Source organism: Kitasatospora sp. GAS1066B (assembly GCF_041262605.1).
Classification (GTDB): domain Bacteria; phylum Actinomycetota; class Actinomycetes; order Streptomycetales; family Streptomycetaceae; genus Kitasatospora.
Genome location: NZ_JBGCCO010000034.1, coordinates 65,691 through 84,384, shown reverse-complemented (window position 1 = coordinate 84,384; position 18,694 = coordinate 65,691). Strand labels below are relative to the sequence as shown.

18 protein-coding genes are annotated in these 18,694 nt (G+C 72.1%); 3 read left to right on the top strand and 15 right to left on the bottom strand.

Annotated features, from left to right (window positions below; all coding sequences use genetic code 11):
* Positions 1-337 precede the first annotated feature (337 nt).
* Together ABH937_RS31030 and ABH937_RS31025 are read right to left on the bottom strand one after the other, a co-directional pair.
* Positions 338-988, bottom strand: a complete 651-nt coding sequence (locus ABH937_RS31030; RefSeq protein ID WP_280693658.1) for a response regulator transcription factor — start codon at positions 986-988, stop codon at positions 338-340.
* Positions 976-2,220, bottom strand: a complete 1,245-nt coding sequence (locus tag ABH937_RS31025) for a histidine kinase (protein WP_280693657.1) — start codon at positions 2,218-2,220, stop codon at positions 976-978. Before ABH937_RS31025 ends, ABH937_RS31030 begins: the two co-directional genes overlap by 13 nt.
* Before the next feature lie 242 nt (positions 2,221-2,462).
* Between ABH937_RS31025 and ABH937_RS31020 the strand changes: the two genes are divergently transcribed.
* Positions 2,463-4,586, top strand: coding sequence for an MMPL family transporter (locus ABH937_RS31020; RefSeq protein ID WP_370220166.1), 2,124 nt, complete (start codon positions 2,463-2,465; stop codon positions 4,584-4,586).
* A 7-nt stretch (positions 4,587-4,593) separates the two neighbouring features.
* Here ABH937_RS31020 and ABH937_RS31015 read toward each other — a convergent pair whose 3' ends face one another.
* Complete coding sequence (locus ABH937_RS31015) at positions 4,594-5,250, bottom strand: TMEM175 family protein (RefSeq protein ID WP_280693655.1); 657 nt, start codon at positions 5,248-5,250, stop codon at positions 4,594-4,596.
* 128 nt (positions 5,251-5,378) lie between these two features.
* Here ABH937_RS31015 and ABH937_RS31010 point away from each other — a divergent pair, with 128 nt between their 5' ends.
* Together ABH937_RS31010 and ABH937_RS31005 are read left to right on the top strand one after the other, a co-directional pair.
* Entirely contained in the window at positions 5,379-6,020 is a 642-nt protein-coding gene (locus ABH937_RS31010) for a GPP34 family phosphoprotein (protein WP_370220165.1), read from the top strand.
* 126 nt (positions 6,021-6,146) lie between these two features.
* Complete coding sequence (locus ABH937_RS31005; protein WP_370220164.1) at positions 6,147-6,956, top strand: alpha/beta fold hydrolase; 810 nt, start codon at positions 6,147-6,149, stop codon at positions 6,954-6,956.
* Positions 6,957-7,011: 55 nt separating this feature from the next.
* Here the strand turns inward: ABH937_RS31005 and hypE are convergent, their stop codons facing one another.
* From hypE to ABH937_RS30945, 12 genes are all read right to left on the bottom strand, one after another.
* Positions 7,012-8,031: a hydrogenase expression/formation protein HypE gene (gene hypE, locus ABH937_RS31000; RefSeq protein ID WP_370220169.1), complete on the bottom strand. Its 1,020-nt coding sequence runs from the start codon at positions 8,029-8,031 to the stop codon at positions 7,012-7,014.
* 40 nt (positions 8,032-8,071) lie between these two features.
* Positions 8,072-9,193, bottom strand: a complete 1,122-nt coding sequence (hypD, locus tag ABH937_RS30995) for a hydrogenase formation protein HypD (protein WP_370220163.1) — start codon at positions 9,191-9,193, stop codon at positions 8,072-8,074.
* Complete coding sequence (locus ABH937_RS30990) at positions 9,190-9,483, bottom strand: HypC/HybG/HupF family hydrogenase formation chaperone (protein ID WP_280693651.1); 294 nt, start codon at positions 9,481-9,483, stop codon at positions 9,190-9,192. The genes hypD and ABH937_RS30990 overlap by 4 nt, the downstream gene beginning before the upstream one ends.
* Before the next feature lie 3 nt (positions 9,484-9,486).
* Entirely contained in the window at positions 9,487-11,796 is a 2,310-nt protein-coding gene (hypF, locus tag ABH937_RS30985) for a carbamoyltransferase HypF (protein ID WP_370220168.1), read from the bottom strand.
* 2 nt (positions 11,797-11,798) lie between these two features.
* Positions 11,799-12,557, bottom strand: coding sequence for a hydrogenase nickel incorporation protein HypB (gene hypB, locus ABH937_RS30980; protein ID WP_370220162.1), 759 nt, complete (start codon positions 12,555-12,557; stop codon positions 11,799-11,801).
* Between the two features lie 5 nt (positions 12,558-12,562).
* A complete protein-coding gene (gene hypA, locus ABH937_RS30975; RefSeq protein WP_370220161.1) occupies positions 12,563-12,943 on the bottom strand; it encodes a hydrogenase maturation nickel metallochaperone HypA in 381 nt (126 codons plus the stop codon).
* Positions 12,944-13,189: 246 nt separating this feature from the next.
* Positions 13,190-13,729 (bottom strand): hydrogenase maturation protease, encoded by a 540-nt coding sequence (locus tag ABH937_RS30970; RefSeq protein ID WP_370220160.1) that lies wholly within the window; start codon positions 13,727-13,729, stop codon positions 13,190-13,192.
* On the bottom strand, positions 13,726-15,099 hold the full coding sequence (locus ABH937_RS30965) for a hypothetical protein (RefSeq protein ID WP_370220159.1): 1,374 nt from the start codon (positions 15,097-15,099) through the stop codon (positions 13,726-13,728). Before ABH937_RS30965 ends, ABH937_RS30970 begins: the two co-directional genes overlap by 4 nt.
* A complete protein-coding gene (locus tag ABH937_RS30960; protein WP_280693646.1) occupies positions 15,096-15,740 on the bottom strand; it encodes a DUF6084 family protein in 645 nt (214 codons plus the stop codon). The genes ABH937_RS30965 and ABH937_RS30960 overlap by 4 nt, the downstream gene beginning before the upstream one ends.
* On the bottom strand, positions 15,737-16,384 hold the full coding sequence (locus ABH937_RS30955; RefSeq protein ID WP_370146864.1) for a DUF5947 family protein: 648 nt from the start codon (positions 16,382-16,384) through the stop codon (positions 15,737-15,739). The genes ABH937_RS30960 and ABH937_RS30955 overlap by 4 nt, the downstream gene beginning before the upstream one ends.
* Positions 16,381-16,845, bottom strand: a complete 465-nt coding sequence (locus tag ABH937_RS30950; protein ID WP_370220158.1) for a hypothetical protein — start codon at positions 16,843-16,845, stop codon at positions 16,381-16,383. Before ABH937_RS30950 ends, ABH937_RS30955 begins: the two co-directional genes overlap by 4 nt.
* Positions 16,842-18,626 carry a nickel-dependent hydrogenase large subunit gene (locus tag ABH937_RS30945; RefSeq protein ID WP_370220157.1) on the bottom strand — a complete coding sequence of 595 codons (1,785 nt, stop codon included), beginning with the start codon at positions 18,624-18,626 and terminating at the stop codon, positions 16,842-16,844. Before ABH937_RS30945 ends, ABH937_RS30950 begins: the two co-directional genes overlap by 4 nt.
* Positions 18,627-18,694 lie beyond the last annotated feature (68 nt).

Below are 18,694 nucleotides of genomic sequence, written 5' to 3'. Positions count from 1 at the left end.
ACATGATCAGGCGAAGGCCGCTTCCGCGTACGGCGGTTACCGATACGAGTGATCAAGTTCGACGGCTCGTTCGAGGCGATTGCTTAAAGATCAAGCTAGGGGGTGTCTCATAATTCGCGGCGCCCGGCGGGACTTTGAAGACGCACCCTAGGGCCTCGGGCACTCAGCAGCAGGCCGTCCTCGGCTTCGCTCACTTGGGGGTTCTCTCCTTGATCGTGGGCAACCGCTGTTCGATTGGGTGGAGTTCACCGAATCGGCCACCCCGGACAGCCCCGACAGGAATCGCGCATGCCAAAGAAGCGCCGGGCTGTCCGCCCGTGCCGACGCCAGAGGCCGGTCAGGCCTGGGACGCTCCGAAGAAGCGCAGAACGGCGAGCACGCGGCGGTGGTCCGTGTCGATCACCGGCAGGTCGAGCTTGGCGAAGATGTTGTTGATGTGCTTGGCCACCGCGCTCTCGCTGACCGTCAGCGCCTCGGCGATGCCGGCGTTGGAGCGCCCCTCGGCCATGAGGCCCAGTACGTCCCGTTCACGAGGGGTCAGCCGGTCCAGCGGGTCGCTGTCCCGTCGCAGCAGCAGCTGGGCGACGACCTGCGGATCCAGCGCCGTGCCCCCGTCCGCGACCCGCTGCACCGCCTCCACGAACTCCCCCACATCGGCGACGCGTTGCTTGAGCAGGTAGCCCACGCCGCTGGTGTTGGTCGCCAGCAGGTCGGCCGCGTACCGCTCCTCCACGTACTGCGAGAGCAGCACCACCGCCGTCCGCGGCCACCGCCGACGGATCACCATGGCGGCGCGCACCCCCTCGTCGGTGAAGCCGGGCGGCATCCGGACGTCGACCAGGGCGAGTTCGGGCCGGTGCTCCTCCACTGCCGCCAACAGCGCTTCCCCGTCGCCGACTTCCGCGGCGATCTGGAAACCACCCATCTCCAGCACCTTGACCAGACCGATCCGCAACAGCACCGAGTCCTCGGCGATCACCGCTCGCACGGCAACTCCGCCGCGATGGTCGTCGGTCCCCCGACGGGGCTGCTGACACGGAAGGTCCCGTCGACGGAGCCGACCCGCTTGGCCAGCCCACTCAGCCCCGTACCGGCGGAGACGTCGGCACCACCCAGTCCGTCGTCGGTGACATTCAGCCGCAACACCTTCCCGACCCGCCTGACGGTCACCTCGGCACGTGTCGCGCGAGCGTGCTTGGTCACGTTGGCCAGCGCCTCGGAGATCACGAAGTACGCGACCGACTCCACAGCGGGCACCGCCCGCTCCTCAAGATCGACCCGCAGGCGCACCGGCAATGGTGCGCGGGCGGCCAACCCGGACAACGCCGCGTCCAGCCCTCGGTCTTCGAGGACGGCTGGGTGCAACCCGCGTACCAGATCGTTGAGTTCGGCGATCGCCTCCTTCGCCTCGAGGTGCGCCTCCGCGATCACCTCGCGGGCCTCACCCGGCAGGTCGGGGCGCGTGGCCATGGCCAGGCCCAGGTTGACCGCGAGGGAGACCAGCCGCTGCTGGGTGCCGTCGTGCAGGTCACGCTCGATCCGGCGGCGCTCGGCGTCGACTGCCTCGATCAGGTCGGTGCGACTCCCGGCCAGGTACTCGACCCGCTCCTGGAGCCGCTGGGCCCGGCTGGGCCCGAGCAGCGCCGACGCGAATCGCGACTCCGTCCGGGCCACCGCCCCTGCCATCCAGGGCACGGCACACAGGAGGGCGATGCCGGCCACCGTGTAGCACGGCACCTGCGTCGCGTAACCGAACCAGTCCTGGCGGACCCCCACCGGCAGCGCCCACACCCAGCCGAAGGTGATGGCGCCCACCAGGCCCGCGGCCGCCACCGCGAGCACCGACAGCTCCAACGCGGCCACCAGCGGGCCCAGGAGAAGGTGGTATCCGAGCTGGCGCCAGCTACGCGTCAAGGAAAGCCGTCGGGCGACTGCCGCCCACGACCACCGCTCCGGCGTGGGCGTCGGCCGAGGGATGTCCACTCCGAGGAGTGCCCGGTGGCGGTACCGCTGAACGGCCGTCAGCACCGGGACACCGAGCAGGATCAGGGCGACCGGCGCGATGAGCACCAAAGCCCAGTTCCCCGTCTCGGCGGCGGCCGTCGCGCCCCAGGACCACACGGGCACCAGGGCCAGGTGCGGCGGGACACCGGCGGCCAGGAAGCCGGTGTCCCGCCGCACCCGAAGCGCCGAGCGCCTCAGCACGGGTGGAATCATCATGATCCGACACTAGGACACCTCGACGGGGGTCTGCCATGAGCCTGGCACCCGACTCCATGGTGGCACCAGTGCCACCATTGCTGATTCTGTAGTCGGACAAGAGAGGCGCTGGCGCCTGACGGTGACTCAGGCCGCGCCCTGAGCCGATCGGGTGGGTCTCGGCGCGGGCTCGGCCGGCTGCGAGGTCGGCGCGGCTTACCGTACCCCCGGTTGCTGTCCGTGCCTAAAAAGGGTGGTCCGGTATGACAACGGCTTTCGCCTACCAGGGCAGCCTCGCCCGGCTGGGCCGCTTCTGCTACCGCAGGCGCCGGTTCGTCCTGCTGCTCTGGGTGGTCGGCACCGCGCTGCTGCTCTTCGTCGGATTCGCCTTCGCGGCACCCGCCGACAACGACTTCACCGGCGGCAAGTCGCAGTCCGCGCAGGCGCAGAACCTGATCAAGCAGCACTTCCCCGAGCGCAAGGGCAGTTCGCTGACCCTGGCGATCCAGGCGCAGGCCGGCGTCGAGTCACCGGCGGTGCGCGACCGGGTCGACGCGCTCACCGCGCGGCTGGGCAGTTCCGCGCACATCTCGTCCGTCCAGTCGCCGTACACCACGCCCGGCCAGATCTCCGCCGACGGCCGGACCGCCTTCGCCACCCTGCAGTCCCCCAGCAACCCGCTGCCGACCTCCGAGGTCAAGCATCTGATCTCGCAGGTCAAGGCGGCGAGCGGGGACGGCGTGGTGTTCGCGCTGGCCGGCGCGGACGTGGTGACGGCCGAGACGCCGTACGGCGGTGCCTCGGACGCCATCGGGGCGCTGGCGGCGATGCTGGTGATCCTGATCGCCTTCGGCTCGCTGCTCGCGACCGGCCTGACCATGCTCGGCGCGCTGTTCGGCATCGGCAGCGGGCTGGCCCTGATCTTCCTGCTCGGATACGTCTTCCCGGCGCCGTCGTTCAGTCCGATCATCGCCACCCTGCTCGGGCTCGGCGTCGGGATCGACTACGCCCTGTTCATCGTCACCCGCTACCGCGAGGGCCTGGCGCAGGGTCTGGATCCCGAGGACGCGGTGGTGGTCGCGATCGCCCGGGCCGGGCGCTCGGTGCTGTTCGCGGGCGCCACGGTGGTGATCGCGATGCTCGGGCTCTTCGTGGTCCAGCAGCGGCTGCTGAACGCCACGGCGGTGGCGGCCTCGGTGACCGTGCTGATGACGATGATCGCCGCGATCACCCTGCTGCCGGCGATGCTGGGCTACACCGGGCGCAACATCGACCGCTTCAAGCTCCCCTACCTCGGCCGCACCGGCTCGCGCAGCCCGATGGCCGAGCGCTGGGCCCGGGTGATCCAACGCCGGCCGGTCACCGGGCTGGTGGCGGGCGCGACCCTGATGATCGTGCTGACCATCCCCGCCTTCTCGATGCGGCTGAGCTTCGAGGACAACAGCACCGAACCGCACGACACCACCGGCTACACCGCCTTCCGGATCCTCAGCGAGGGGTTCGGGCCCGGGTTCGACGCGCCGTTCGTCATCGTCGCCTCGCTGCCGCCGGGTGGCGCCGACCTCGCGCCGCTGGTGAGCGCGGTCCAGCACACCCCCGGCGTCGCCGCGGTCACCCCGCCGCAGATCAGCCAGGACGGCCAGGCCGCGCTCTTCATCGCCTACCCGACCACCGCCCACCAGGACGCCGCGACACCGAAGTTGCTCACCCGGCTGCGCGGCCAGGTGGTCCCCGGCGCCGTTCAGGGTACCGGCCTGGTGGTGCACATCGGCGGCCCGACCGCGGGTGACACCGATTTCGCCGCCGAGGTCACCGCCCGGCTGCCGCTGCTGATCGGGTCGGTGATCGCGGTGGCGCTGGTGCTGCTGCTGTTCCTGGTGCGCTCGGTGGCGATCGCGCTGAAGGCGGCGGTGATGACGCTGCTCTCGGTGGGCGCGGCGTTCGGCGTGCTGACGGTGATCGTGCAGTGGGGCTGGCTGAACGGCCCGCTCGGCTTCCCGACCACCGCGCCGATCACGGCCTGGGTGCCGCTCTTCATCTTCCCGATCCTGTTCGGCCTCTCGACCGACTACGAGGTCTTCCTGGTCTCCCGGATCCGCGAGGAGTACGACGCGGGCGCCGACACCTCGGAGGCGGTCGCCCTGGGCCTGGGCCGCACCGCGCGGGTGATCACCGCGGCGGCGGCGATCATGGTGACGGTCTTCCTCTCGGTGCTGGCCACGCCCGACATCGCGGTGAAGGAGTTCGGCCTCGGGCTGGCGGTGGCGGTCTTCCTGGACGCGACGGTGGTCCGGATGGTCCTGGTGCCGGCCATCATGGAACTGCTCGGCAACCTGAACTGGTGGCTGCCGGCACCGCTCGCCCGCCTGCTGCCGCAGCCCGCCTGACGCACCGTCACTCGTCGTCGATCTCGGATCCCACGTCAACCGTGGGAATCGGCGTCTGGTTGAACGCGTAGTAGACCGCCAGCAAGCCGTGGACGGCCAGCGCGAGCGGCGCCGAGACGAAGGCGAGGGCCACGGTGATCGGATAGACCACCAGGCCCAGGCTGAAACGGCCGCGGGTCGCCCGGGCGGCCCGCAGGTCGACCCGCTCGTCGAAGCAGTGGCCGATCCTGGTGACGTAGAACCAGAAGAGCGCGAAGGTGAGCGCGTGGGCCACCATGGTCACGCCGTAGACGGCCGCGGCCACGTGCGCGGCGCCCGGGTGGTGCAGGTTCTGCGCGAGCAGCGCGGTGGGGAACGGGAGCGCGGCGACCACCAGCAGGAGCAGCAGGTTGAGGAAGACCAGGGTGCGGTCGACCCGGGCGATGTAGCTGAAGACGGTGTGGTGGTTGACCCACATCACCCCGATCACCAGGAAGCTGACCAGATAGGCGCAGTACGACGGCCATTCGCCGGCCAGCGCGTGCCACAACTCCCGTCCGGTGTCGGCCTCGGGCACCTTGATGTTCAGCACGAGCAGGGTGATCGCGATCGCGAAGACCCCGTCGCTGAAGGCCTCCACGCGGGCCGAGTCGGTGGTGCGGGTCATCGTCTGGTCGTTGCTCACGCGGCGAGGATTCCAGCCCGCGTGACTCCCGGGCAACCTGGGGCCGGCCGGTCCTCGCGGCACTCGACCGGACCGAACTGGGCATGAATCCCGTGCACGGCACTCCTGCTGACGGATCGGAGCACCCGATGGACCTGCCCGACACCCTCCCCGCCCGGCTCTACCTGCTGGCCTTCCGGCCCGGGACCAGGCAGTTCTCCTACCACCGGCACCTGGGTCTGATCATGCGCGCGGCGGCGCTCACCGAGTTGCTGCAGCGCGGCCTGCTGATCGACGACCGCGGCCGCCCGCGGCTCGGCCGGCCCGCCCCGGCCGGGCTCGACCCGGTGCTCGCCGCCGTCCTGGCCGAGATCGCCGAGCAGCGGCCGCGCCGGGTCCTGCGTCCGCGCTCGTGGCGGCGCTGGATCGCCGCGAACCCCGGCGTCACCGAACGCGCGGTGCGGGACCGGCTGCGGGACGACGGGCTGGTGATCGTCAGCGACCACCGGGCGCGCGGGCTGTTCCCCAACCGGACCCGGATCCGCTGCGATCCGGCCGCGCACCGGCAGTTGGTGGCCGTGGTCGAGGCCACGCTGAGCGGACCGGTCGAAGCGGTCGAGCCCTGGCAGGCCGCCCTGGTCGCGCTGGCCGCCGCGGCCGAACTGGGCGCGGTGCTGGACGGCCGCACCCGGTGGGCCAACCGCCACCGGATCCGCGAGCTGAAGGCGCTCACCGGCCCCACCCCGGACGCCCTGCACCGGGCGATCGTGGCCAAACGGTCGGCCTACTGAGCCGGGCTCAGGCGGCCCGTCACGGCTGAGCGAGGGACCCGCCAGGGCGAGTGATGATCGTCAGACTATTGACGCGGATTCTCACAAGTCCATGACTCGCGGGTAACTTCCGCTTATCCTCTCGCCATGGACCTCGTACACGAGCGGCGGGGCGACGGCCCGCCCCTGCTTCTGCTGCACGGCATCGGACACCGCTGGCAGGGCTGGAAGCCCGTGCTCGACCTGCTCGCCGCCGAGCGCGAAGTGATCGCCGTCGACCTGCCCGGCTTCGGCGCCTCACCGAGCCTGCCACCCGGCCTGCCCTACACCGTCGACTCCGCGCTCACCGTGCTCGCCGACTTCCTCGCCACGCACGGCATCGAACGCCCGCACGTGGCGGGCAACTCGCTCGGCGGATTCTTCGCGCTGCGCGCCGCCCAGCGCGGCCTGGTCTCCTCGGCCACCGCGCTCTCGCCGGCCGGCTTCTACCGCCTGCCGGGCTTCCTCTACGCCGCCGGCCTGCTCAGCCTGCACCGTGCGGCCGCCCGCGCCCCGGAGTCGCTCCGGGCCACGCTGGCCCGCTCCCCGCAGGCCCGCAAGCTCATGTTCGGCGTGATCTACGGACACCCCGAGCGCCTGGACCCGGGCGAGCTCACGCTCGACACCCGCGCCCTGCTCGACGCCCCCGGCTTCCGCCAGACGCTACGGGCCGGGCGCGCCGAGCAGGCACGCCACTTCCCGACCGCGATCCCCGCCGACGTCCCGCTCACCATCGCCTGGGGCACCCGCGACCGCCTGCTGCTGCACGCCCAGGGCCGCCGCGCCCGCCAACTCCTCCCAGGCGCCCGCTTCATCCCGCTGCCCGACTGCGGCCACGTCCCGATGGGCGACAACCCCGCCCTGGTGGCCCGGGTCCTCCTGGAGGGCAGCAGCTCACCGCTGCTCAGCCCGGTCTGACGGAGCCTCACAGAGCGGTATCGGCCCGCCCCGGGCGGGCCGATACCGGCGCGGCTCAGCAGATCCTGGGCAGTTGCTCCCCCAGCGGCAGGTCGACCACCCGGGTGCCGCCCAGCGCGGTCCGGGCCACCACCATCCCGGGGTGCTCGGCCACGCACTCGCCGATCACCGCCGCCCCCGCGCCCAGCGGGTGGGCCCGCATCGCGGCCAGCACGGCCTCGGCGTGCTCGCGCGGCACGAAGGCCACCAGCTTGCCCTCGTTGGCCACGTACATCGGATCGAGGCCGAGGATCGCACAGGCGTTGGCCACCTCGGGCGGCACCGGCACCGCCCGCTCCCGCACCGCGACCCCGACCCCGGCGGCCACCGCGATCTCGTTCAGCGCGGCGGCCAGACCGCCCCGGGTGGGGTCGCGCAGCACGTGCAGGTCGGGCGTGACGGCCAGCATCGCGTCCACCAGCCCGCCGAGCGCCGCACAGTCGCTGACCACCTCGACGCCGAACTCCAGGCCCTCCCGCACGCTCATGATCGCCACGCCGTGCACGCCGATCGCACCGCTGACGATCACCACGTCGCCGGGCACGGCCCGCTGCGGACGGATGTCGACACCCGCCGGGATCAGGCCGATACCCGCGGTGTTGAGGTAGATGCCGTCCCCGTGGCCGGCCTCCACCACCTTGGTGTCGCCGGCCACCACCTCCACCCCGGCCGCCTCGGCGGCCGCACCCATGGCCTGGGCGACCCGCCCGACCACGGACATCTCGACCCCCTCCTCCAGGATGAAGCCGCAGGAGAGGTAGGCGGCCCGGGCCCCGCTCATCGCCAGGTCGTTGACCGTCCCGTTGACCGCCAGGTCGCCGATGCAACCGCCCGGGAAGAAGAGCGGCCGCACCACGAAGGAGTCGGTGGAGAAGGCGAGTCGGGCACCGCCCAGGGTGAGCACCGCCGAGTCGCCGAGCGCGGCGAGGGTGCTGCCGCCGAAGGCCGGGGCGAAGATGTTCGTCACCAGCTCGGCCGACATCACGCCGCCCCCGCCGTGGCCCATCACCACCCGGGGATGGTCGCGCAGCGGCATCGGGCAGGCCCAACCGGAGAAGTCGGGCGCGGTCAGGGTCTCAGCCAACGGGGGCCACCTCCAGGGAGACCGGCGTACCGAGCCGCCGGTACAGGTAGTAGGCGGCGCAGGCGCCCTCGGTGGAGACCATGGTGGCGCCCAGCGGGTTGCGCGGGGTGCAGGTGGTGCCGAAGGCCTCGCACTCGTGGGGCTTGATCAGGCCCTGCAGCACCTCGCCGCTGCGACAGAGTTCGGACTCCCGGGTGGTGATGCCGCTGACGTCGAAGCGGTGCTCGGCGTCGTGCTCGCGGTAGCGCTCGGCCAGCCGCCACCCGCTCTGCGGGATCACCCCGATGCCGCGCCAGGCCCGGTCGGTGACCTCGAAGACGTCCTCCAGCATGGCCCGGGCGGCCGGGTTGCCCTCCGGCCGCACCGCACGTTCGTAGGCGTTCTCGACGGTGTGCTCGCCGCGCTCCAACTGCCGTACGGTGCGCCGGATTCCCTCGAGAATGTCGAGCGGCTCGAAGCCGGTCACCACGATCGGCACCCGGTGCCGAGCGGCCAGTTCCGGATACTCCTCGGTGCCCATCACGCTGCACACGTGCCCGGCGGCCAGGAATCCCTGGACCCGGCAGTCGGGCGAGTTCATGATCGCGTCGATCGCGGGCGGCACCCGCACGTGCGAGACCAGCAGGCTGAAGTTGTCGATCCGGTGCTTGCGTGCCTGATACACCGTCATCGCGTTGGGCGGGGCGGTGGTCTCGAAGCCGATGCCGAAGAAGACCACCTCGCGGTGCGGGTTCTCCCGGGCGATCTTCAGCGCGTCCAGCGGAGAGTAGACCACCCGCACGTCGCCGCCCTCACCGCGCACCCGGAACAGGTCGCGGTCGGTGCCTGGCACCCGCAGCATGTCACCGAAGGAGCAGAAGATCACCCCCGGTCGGCTCGCGATCTCCAGCGCCTTGTCGATCACCTCCAGCGGCGTCACGCACACCGGGCAGCCCGGGCCGTGGATCAACTCGACACCATCCGGCAGGAGTTGGTCGATGCCATGGCGGATGATGGTGTGCGTCTGGCCGCCGCAGACCTCCATCAGCGCCCACGGCCTGGTCACCGCCGCCTTGATGTCCTCCAGCAGGCCGCGCGCCAGTTCCGGATTCTGGAACTCCTCCAGATACTTCACCGCTGCAACTCCTCACCGGCGCCGCTCGCTGCGGCCGCCTCCCACGGGTCACCGAACTCCTCCATCAGCAGGCCGAGTTCGGCGAACAGATCGAGGGTGCGGCGGGCCGACTCCTCGTCCAGGCGCTGCAGCGCGAACCCGACGTGCACGATGGCGTACTCGCCGACCGCGAGGTCGGGCAGGTACTCCAGGCACACGTCCTTGACCACGCCGCCGAAATCCATCACGGCCATCCGGGCGCCGTCGCGCTCCTCGATCTCCACCACTCTGCCGGGCACCGCCAAGCACATGGGCTACTCCTCTCCACGGGCGGCTCGCGCCGCCACCATCAACTGGCCGAGTGCCAGGCCCCCGTCGTTCGGGGGGACCCGCCGGTGCCGCAGCACGGTGAAGCCGTCCGCCCGCAGCCGCCGCGCGCAGGCGGCCGACAGCACGGCGTTGGCGAACACCCCGCCGGTCAGCGCCACCGCCGTCAGGCCGTGCCGCTCCCTGGCCGATACGCAGAGCCGGCCCACCAGTTCGGCGACCCCGGCGTGGAACCGCGCGGCGATCAGACCCTGCGAAGCACCGGCCCGCAGCTCGGCCCGCACCGCGGCAAGGACCGGGCCGGGCTGGGCGATCAGCGGCCCGTCGCCCGACGGCTCGTCGATGCCGAACACGTAGCCGTCGGCCGGGCCGTGCGCGACCGCCGCCGCCTCCAGCTCGATCGCGGCCTGCGCCTCGTAGCCGGCGCGCTGGCAGACGCCCGCCAGCGCGGAGACGGCGTCGAACAGCCGCCCCATGCTGGAGGTCGGCACGCAGTTCAGGCCTCTGGACAACTGCCGCTCCAGAAGCGGAAGTTCACTGGCCGGGCAGGCCCGGACGCAGGGCAGCTCAGGGGCCCAGTCCAAGCCGGCCGCCCAGAGGTGGGCCAGCGCCATCCGGTAGGGGCGGACCACCGCTGCGTCGCCGCCCGGCAGCGGCACGTAGCCGAGGTGCGCGAAGCGCCGGAACCCGTCGTAGTCCGCCAGCAGCACCTCGCCGCCCCAGACCGCGCCGTCCTCACCGTAGCCGGTGCCGTCGAAGGCGATCCCGATCACCGGCGCACTGCCGTCCAGCCCGTGCTCGGCCATGGCGGCCGCGACGTGCGCGTGATGGTGCTGCACCCGGGCCACCGGCCGTCCCCGAGCGGCACGTTCGGCCTGCCGGAGCGAGCGGTAGCCCGGATGCCGGTCGGCGACCAGCAGTTCGGGTGTCACACCGGTGACCGCGCCCAGGTGCTCGACGGCGGTGTCGAAGGCCCGCAGGGTGGCCAGGTCGTCCATGTCGCCGATGTGCCCGGAGAGGAAGGCGTAGCCGTCCCGGGCCAGCGCGAAGGTGTTCTTCAGATCCCCGCCGACCGCGAGCACCGGGCGGACCGGCACCGGCAGCGGGACCGGCAACGGGGCCCAGCCGCGCGAGCGGCGAACCGGCAACTGCTCCCCGTCGACCACCCGCACCACCGAGTCGTCGCACGGCACGTGGATCGGCCGGTCGTGCGTCAACCAGCCGTCCACCAGCGGCGCGAGGCGCTCCAACGCCTCGGCGTCGTCGGTGACGATCGGCTCGCCGGCCAGGTTGCCGCTGGTCAGCACCAGCAGCCGGGGCCCGGGCGGATCCCCCGGCAGGCCGAGCAGCAGGTGGTGCAGCGGTGCGTACGGCAGCATGACGCCCAGGTCCGGGCAGCGCGGCGCGACCGCCTCCGCGACCCCGCCGCTCCCCGGCCGGCGCCGCAGCAGCACGATCGGCCGGACCATACCGGCGAGCAACTCCCGCTCCACTGCGTCGAGATGGACCAGCGGTTCGAGCTCGGCGAGCGAGGCGGCAAGGACCCCGAAGGGCTTGTCGCCGCGATTCTTGCGCTGCCGCAGCAGCGCGACCGCAGCGGCGTCGGTGGCATCGCAGGCGAGGTGGTATCCGCCGATCCCCTTGACCGCCAGGATCGCCCCCGATCCGAGCAACTCCCGGGCCCGCCGCATCGCTTCGTCGCCACCGAGCGGCGGTCGCCCGGGCCGGACCAGCGCCAGCCGGGGCCCGCAGGCATGGCAGGAGACGGGCTGGGCGTGGAACCGGCGGTCGGCCGGGTCGGCGTACTCGCGCGCGCAGTCCCGACACATCGGGAAGCCGGCCATGGTGGTGGCGGCCCGGTCATAGGGCAGCCCCGTCACGATGGTGAACCGAGGACCGCAGTTGGTGCAGGTGATGAACGGGTGCCGGTAGCGGCGGTCACCAGGGTCGGCGAGCTCGGCCAGGCAGTCGGCGCAGGTCGCGGTGTCAGGGGGGATCAGGGTCCGCACCGGCCCGCCGGCCCGCGAGGAGACGATGGCGAAGCCGGTCCCGCCGGTGGCCGCCAGGCTCTCCTGTTCCACCGCCGCCACCTGGGCCAGCGGCGGCGCGTCGGCCCCGATCCGCCGGCAGAAGGCGGCCAGCGCCGCCGGCGGCCCCTCCACTTCGGCGAGCACGCCGTCACCGGTGTTGGTGACGTGTCCGGCCAGGCCGAGTTCGGTGGCCAGGGTGAAGACGAAGGGTCGGAAGCCGACCCCCTGCACGATCCCCCGGACGAAGACCCGTCGTCTCTGACAGATCGTCAACTGCGGTCCACCAGCTCATGGCTGTGCGCGTTGGCGTGGTCGCCCGGGTGGCTGTGGCGGTGGCCGGCCTGCCGCCCCATCACCGGCTGGTGCACCTCCTCGCCGTCCAGCACCGCCAGCGCCCGGTCCAGCAGCGTGCCCACCCCGTGCCCACCGCGGGCCGAGCTCAGCACCACCTCGACACCGGGGTTGACCCGGGCGACATTGGCCCGGAAGGCCGCTTCGTCGAACTCCACGGCCTCGGCGAGGTCGGTCTTGGTGACCACCACCAGATTGGCCAGCCCGAACGCGGTGGGGTACTTGAGCGGCTTGTCCTCGCCCTCGGTGACCGAGGCGAGCACCACCCGCAGCCCCTCACCGAGATCGTAGGAGGCCGGGCAGACCAGGTTGCCGACGTTCTCCACGAAGAGCAGCCGGGTCGCCGCCGGCAACCAGCCGTCCAGGTGGCCGGCCAGCATCACCGCCTCCAGGTGGCACAGCCCGTCGGTGAGCACCTGCTTGACCGGCACCCCCGAACGCGCCAGCCGGGTCGCGTCGTTCTCGGTCGCCAGGTCGGCGGTGAGCGCCGCGACCGGCACCCCGCGCTCCCTGGCCAGGCCCAGTTCGAGCTCCAGCAGCGCGGTCTTGCCGCTGCCGGGGCTGGAGAGCAGGTTGACGGCGAGGGTGCCCCGGGCGGCCAGCGCCGCGCGCAACTCCCGTGCGCTGTCGTCGTTGCGGGCGAGCACCGCCTGCTGGAGATCAAGCGTGCGACACATCGGCTTCAGCCTTCCTGGTCGGCTCGGGCGAACGCGGACTCGGCGGCCCAGCGCACGTCCAGGATCTGCAACTCACGCCCCGACAGCAGCTCCCCGGCCACGCCCGGGCAGCTCGGGCAGCCGAGGTCCGGCGGCATCCCGACCGCCCACTCCCGCGCGCACCGGGCACAGCTCGCCCGGGCCGGCACCGCCTCGACGCCGAGCGTGGCACCCGCCAGCACCGTGCCGGCGCAGGCGAGTTCGAAGCAGAACTCGAGCGCCTGCGGCACCACGCCGGCCAGTTCGCCGACCTGCAGCCGGATCGCCTCGACACCCGTCGCGCCGTGCTCGCGGGCCGCCCGCTCCACCTGCTCCACGACGGCCACCGCGATCGACATCTCGTGCATCGGCCCCTCTGCTTCCCGGAGTGTGCACGGCTCAGGCAGTGCACGGCGGGCACCATTACAGGACACGGTGGCGGCAGCGGCTCGCAGCCGCGCCGCCACCGTGTCCGGGGCGTACTCCATTCGCCGTAGTCCCGCGTGCGGACCACGGTCACATGCGCATGATCCGCAGGTAGCGCTTCAGGTCCGGCAGGTTCTGCCAGACCAGCACGCCGACGCCCGCCAGGAGCGCGCTGCGAAACAGGAACTTCAGCATGGTGCCGCCTTTCTCTCGACCGGTTCCACGGCCGGTCTCTCGGTTTCGTCCAGCAGGCGCCGGATCACCGCGACCGCCTCGTCGACGGCCGCCGCCACAGGTGCGCTCAGCCCGATGCCCTCCTCCAGGCACTGCGGCTCGCAGCCGACCACCACCACCCGCTCGGGCGGCGAACCGCCGGTCCCGGCGCTGAGCGTGCCCAGCAGCGCGAGCACCGCATCCGGACCCATCCGGTGTCCGTCCAGCACCGCCGCGCCGACCGGCTCGACCTGCTCGACCGGGCCGTCCGAGGCCTCGATCAGGTAGACCGTGCCGGGGCGGCCGCCCCGCGCGGTGGCGTCGACCAGCACCAGCAGCCGGTAGCCGTCGAGCAGTTGGTAGGCGAGATGGACGCCGCGCACGCCGAAGTCGACCACCTCCACCTGCGCGGACAGTGGTTGCTCGCTGAGCCGGCGCACGGTCTCGACACCGAAGCCGTCGTCGCCGAGGAAGATGTTGCCCACCCCGGCCACCAGGATCTGCCGCGTCGTCACTCGTCCTCCAGCGGTGTGACCTCGTCCGGCTGGAAGTAGCGGAACCGACCCTGGGCCCGCCACAGGTCGGCGCCCGGGTCGGCCTCGATGGTCACCGCCAGGTGCACCGAGCCGTCCACGTCGTGCAGCACCGCCTCCACCAGGGCGCTCTGCCCGGCCAGGAAGAGGTCCTGCGCGTCGGTACGCCGGCGGCCCGGCTTCAGCAGCACCCGGCTGCCCGCGCCGACCGAGCGGCCGTCCACCAGCACCCGGTCCCGCTCGGGGTCCACCTGCGGATCGTTGCCCGGATCCCACCAGGGCTGGTCGGCCGCCGGCTCGGTGGGCGCGGTCACCTCGCGCAGCGCGCGCACCGCGCCGTGCAGGCGCTCCAGCACCTCGGCGGGCAGCGAGTCGGCGAGGTCGATCACCGCACCGGCCCGCTCGTCGGTGCCCCGGGCCTCGCGCTTCTCCCGGTCGGTGAGCGCGGCCGTGCGCAGCGCGAGGATCTCGTCGATCTCGGTCGCGTCGTAGAGCACGCCGGGGCTCTCGGGGGCCACCTGCGGATGGTCCTCCAGGATGATCGGCGAGGAGAGCAGGACCGAGTCGTCGCCCGGCGGACCGACCAGCACCGGCCAGGTGTGCTCGCTGCGGCAGTCGGCGACCGCCGGTTTGGCCCACTCGGGCGGGTCGGTGGCGGAGATGAAGGCGCCCTGGTCCAGGCCGAGCAGCAGATGCGCGGAGACCAGCGAGCGCGGCAGTGCCGCCTCCCGCTGGTCTCCCGAACCGGGCTGCCAGTCCGAGGTGTTGACCACCTCGGCGGTCAACCGCACGGCCCGGTAGGGACCGGGCAGCTCCTGGGTGCGCAACCGCAGTACCCCGTCGAGCTGTTCGCACCGCCGGAGCAGCCGGCCGACCGGCTCGCCGCCGTCGAGGAGCTCCTCCTGCTCCTCGACGGCGGCCGAGCGGAACGGGTGCTCGATCCCGTCGCCCGTCAACCGGTCGACCGGCAGCACCAGTTCGATCCGCTCCTCGACCCCCTCGTCCCACGGGAGCAGGACCCGGTCGGCCAGCTCCAGCTCGGCGACGGTCTCGAACTCCCCGCCGCCGATCGCCCGCTGCACGGTGCGCCGCCGGGCCCGCAGGAAGCGCAGCTGCACCGCGAGCGAGGCGCCACGACGCGGCTCCATCACGCATTCGGTGCGCTGGCCGGAGTGTTCGGCGCTCTGTGTGCCGTAGCCCGGTGGGACCAGCACGCCGAACTGCCAGCGCAGCCGGTTCTTGGCGGCCGAGGCCCGGTACGGATAGAGCACGTAGCCCTCGAAGAGCACCGCGTCGGCGATCTGCCGAGCCACCGCGAAACGGGTCTCCAACTGGGCCGGGACCGCCGTCATCGCACCGCCTCCTCGATCGGGACCCGTCCCAGCAGCTCACGGACCGTCGCCTCCCAGGAGGGCAGCGCGTGCCGTGAGCGGTAGGCGAGCAGCTCGTCCATCAGGTCGCCGGGCAGCCGCAGCCAGCCGCAGCCGGGGAAGTGCTGGTCCATCGCGTCCCGCCAGACGGTGGCCGGCATCCGCACCACCGCCTCCTTGTCCCAGGGCACCGGGGTGACCTGGAAGCCGTTGGGGCCGGAGAAGGCGGTGCCGGAGAAGAGCAGCAGCAGCGGCACCTCGCCGCCCTCCAGCGCCCGCAGGTAGCGGCCTGCTGCGACCTCCAGGTCGTAGGTGCAGGGCACCACCATGTCCACCTCGGTCTCCCCCTCGAAGCCGGGGACCATCAGCGAGACCTGGGCGAACTGGATCGGGTTGAGCGTGCTGCCCCAGCGCGAGCGCTCGCCGAACAGGTCGGCCAGCCGCTCGCCCTCGGCCTCGCCGTAGGGGCGGCGGGCCGGTTCGATCCGCATCTGGCAGCGCAGCGCGAGGGCGTGCACCCGGGCACCGCCACCGGCCGTGATCCGCAGCCGGAAGATCAGGGTGGGTCCGGCCGCGTACGGGTCGGAGCGCACCCCGGCGCAGGCGAAGGAGAGTTCGGTCACGGCCGCACCTGCGCCTTCGGGGTCCTGGCCCGCTCGGACAGCCGGCCGAAGAAGCCGTCCAGCTCGGCGCGGGCCTCGGCGCCGCCGTCGAAGCCGTGCCAGCAGAGCCGCAGCCGGCCGACCAGTTCGTAGCAGACGTCGATCGGCACCAGGTAGCAGTCGATCCGCCCCGCCGTCCGGCGCAGCAGCAACGCCTCGGTGTCCGGCTCCAGTTCGGCGGCGAGCCGGCTGCCGTCCAGCACCGTCTGCCAGGCCGCCTCGTCGAGTTCGGCCTCCGCGGCCCCGGCCGGACTCGGGTAGAGGGTCACCAGCCGATCCAGCGCGGTGTCCCGGAACAGGAACGCGGTGCTGACCGGGATCCGCAACGCCTGCCAGGCCGGCTCGTCCAACTGGTGCTCCGGGTCCACCAGATAGCGCCCGGACAGCCCTCGGTAGCGGCCGCCGGCCGCGCCCGGCTGATGGAACAGCAGGGCGCAGGCCGGGCAGACGCAGACCAGCGCACGCTCGTCGCGGTCCGCCAGGTGCCGGTGCTCGCCCGGCAGGTGGACGTCGCAGAACTCGCAACGCTCCGGCTGCGGCGGCGCCGGCTCACGCAGCCGGCGGAGCAGCGCGGTGCCGGGGCCGGTGAGCTGACGCACGCTCACCGGACCTCCGCCACGGGGCGGGTGCCGATCTGCAACAGCGTGGGCTGCTTGGCCAGTTCGACCGCCGTGAGCTCGGGGGCGAAGCAGGCCAGCAGCTGTTCGACCCGTTCCCCGTCCTGCGCGGATCCGCAGCCGCAGCCACCGCCCTCATCGGTCTGACGCAGCGTCAGTTCACCGCGCTCGACGTCCAACCGCTGCACCGCCCAGCCGGGCACCGCCGCCAGCGCGTGCCCGATCCGGGTCCCCAGGTCCTGCGGGTGCAGGTCGTGCAACACCAGCAGTCCGGCGACCAGTTCGTCGCCGAGTGCCTCGGCGGGCAACAGCTCGGCCGCCCGGGCCAGGCCCGCGCCGTAGAAGTCCATCAGGGTGCGGACCAGTTCCTCGGCGGCCTCGCGCTGCCCGGCCTCGTCGAGCTGGTCGAGCACCTGCTGGACCCGTACGCCCAGCTCCTCCGCCGTCATGCCGTGAGTCCGCTCAGGCCGGTGGGCACGTGCATGGTCTTCACGGTCCTGCCGTTGCCGACGTACATGTGCACGCCGCAGGGCAGGCAGGGGTCGAAGCTGCGCACGGCGCGCATGATGTCGATGCCCTTGAAGTTCTCCGGGGAGTTCTCCTCGAAGATCGGGGTGTTCTGCACCGCGTCCTCGTAGGGCCCGGGCGTCCCGTAGCTGTCCCGGACGCTGGCGTTCCACGGGGTGGGCGGGTACGGGTGGTAGTTGGCGATCTTGCCGTCCCGGATCACCATGTGGTGCGAGAGCACGCCGCGCACCGCCTCGGTGAAGCCGCAGCCGATGCCCTCGTCCGGCACCTCGAACTTCTCCCAGGTCTGGGTCTTGCCGGCCCGCACCTCACCCAGCGCCTTCTCGGCGAAGTGCAGGGCGGCGGCGGCCGCGTAGGCCTGGAAGTAGGTGCGGGCCCGGTTGCGCTCGATCGCGTTGCTCCACTGCGGGATCTTCCACTCGAAGGTGGTCTCCGGCTTGGTCATCGACTTCGGCAGGTTGATCACCACGCTGTGGCCGGTCGCCTTGATGTAGCCGATGTCGACCAGGCCGGACAGCGCGGTGGACCAGAGCCGGGCGATCGGGCCGCCGCCGGTGTCCAGCGCCAGGTAGTCCTTGCCGTCGAACCAGCGCGGGGACATCACCCAGCTGTACTTGTCCTCGAAGTTGCGCTTCTGCGGCTGCGGGATGGTGTGCTGGTTCCACGGGTGCCGCGGGTCGACCGGGTTGCCCAGCGGGTCGTGGGTGACGAACTGCTCCTGGCCCTGCCAGTCCTGGTAGTAGGAGCTGCCGAGCAGGATCCGGATGCCGAGGTTGATCTCGGTGAGGTCGTTGGTGACCAGCTTGCCGTCGACGATCACGCCCGGGGTGACGAACATCTTGCGACCCCAGTCCGTCATGTTCCGGTAGGTGAAGTCGCAGTGGTCCGGGTCGTTGAGGCTGCCCCAGCAGCCGAGCAGGATCCGGCGGCGGCCGACCTCCTCGTAGCCGGGCAGCGCCTGGTAGAAGAAGTCGAAGAGGTCGTCGTGCAGCGGCACGACCTTCTTCATGAACTCCACGTAGCGCATCAGCCGGCTCAGGTAGTCGGTGAAGAGCTGGACCGTGGCCACCGTGCCGACGCCGCCCGGGTAGAGCGTGGAGGGGTGCACGTGGCGACCCTCCATCAGGCAGAACATCTCCCGGGTGTAGCGGCTGACCTGGAGCGCCTCGCGGTAGAACTCGCCCTCGATCGGGTTGAGCGAGCGCATGATGTCGGCGATCGTCTTGTACCCGTGGTCGCCCGCGTGCGGGGCCTCGGTGCGCTCGGCCAGCTCCAGCACCCCGGGGTTGGTCTCGCGGACCATCTTCTCGCAGTAGTCGACCCCGACCAGGTTCTCCTGGAAGATGTTGTGGTCGAACATGTACTCGGCCGCCTCGCCGAGGTTGATGATCCACTCGCCGAGGTGCGGCGGCTTCACGCCGTAGGCCATGTTCTGCGCGTAGACGGAACAGGTGGCGTGGTTGTCACCGCAGATGCCGCAGATCCGGCTGGTGATGAAGTGCGCGTCCCGCGGGTCCTTGCCGCGCATGAAGACGCTGTAGCCGCGAAAGACCGACGACGTGCTGTAGCACTCGGCGACCTTCTTCTGCTTGAAGTCGATCTTCGTGTGGATGCCCAGGCTGCCCACGATCCGGGTGATCGGGTCCCAGGACATCTCCACCAGGCCACTGCCGTCGCCGGCCGGCTTCGTCGTCGGTGCCATCGTCTCTGTCGTGCCCTTCTGCTCTGCGCGCGCGACCGCCCGGAAGGCGGCCCGCGGGTCCTGCTCAC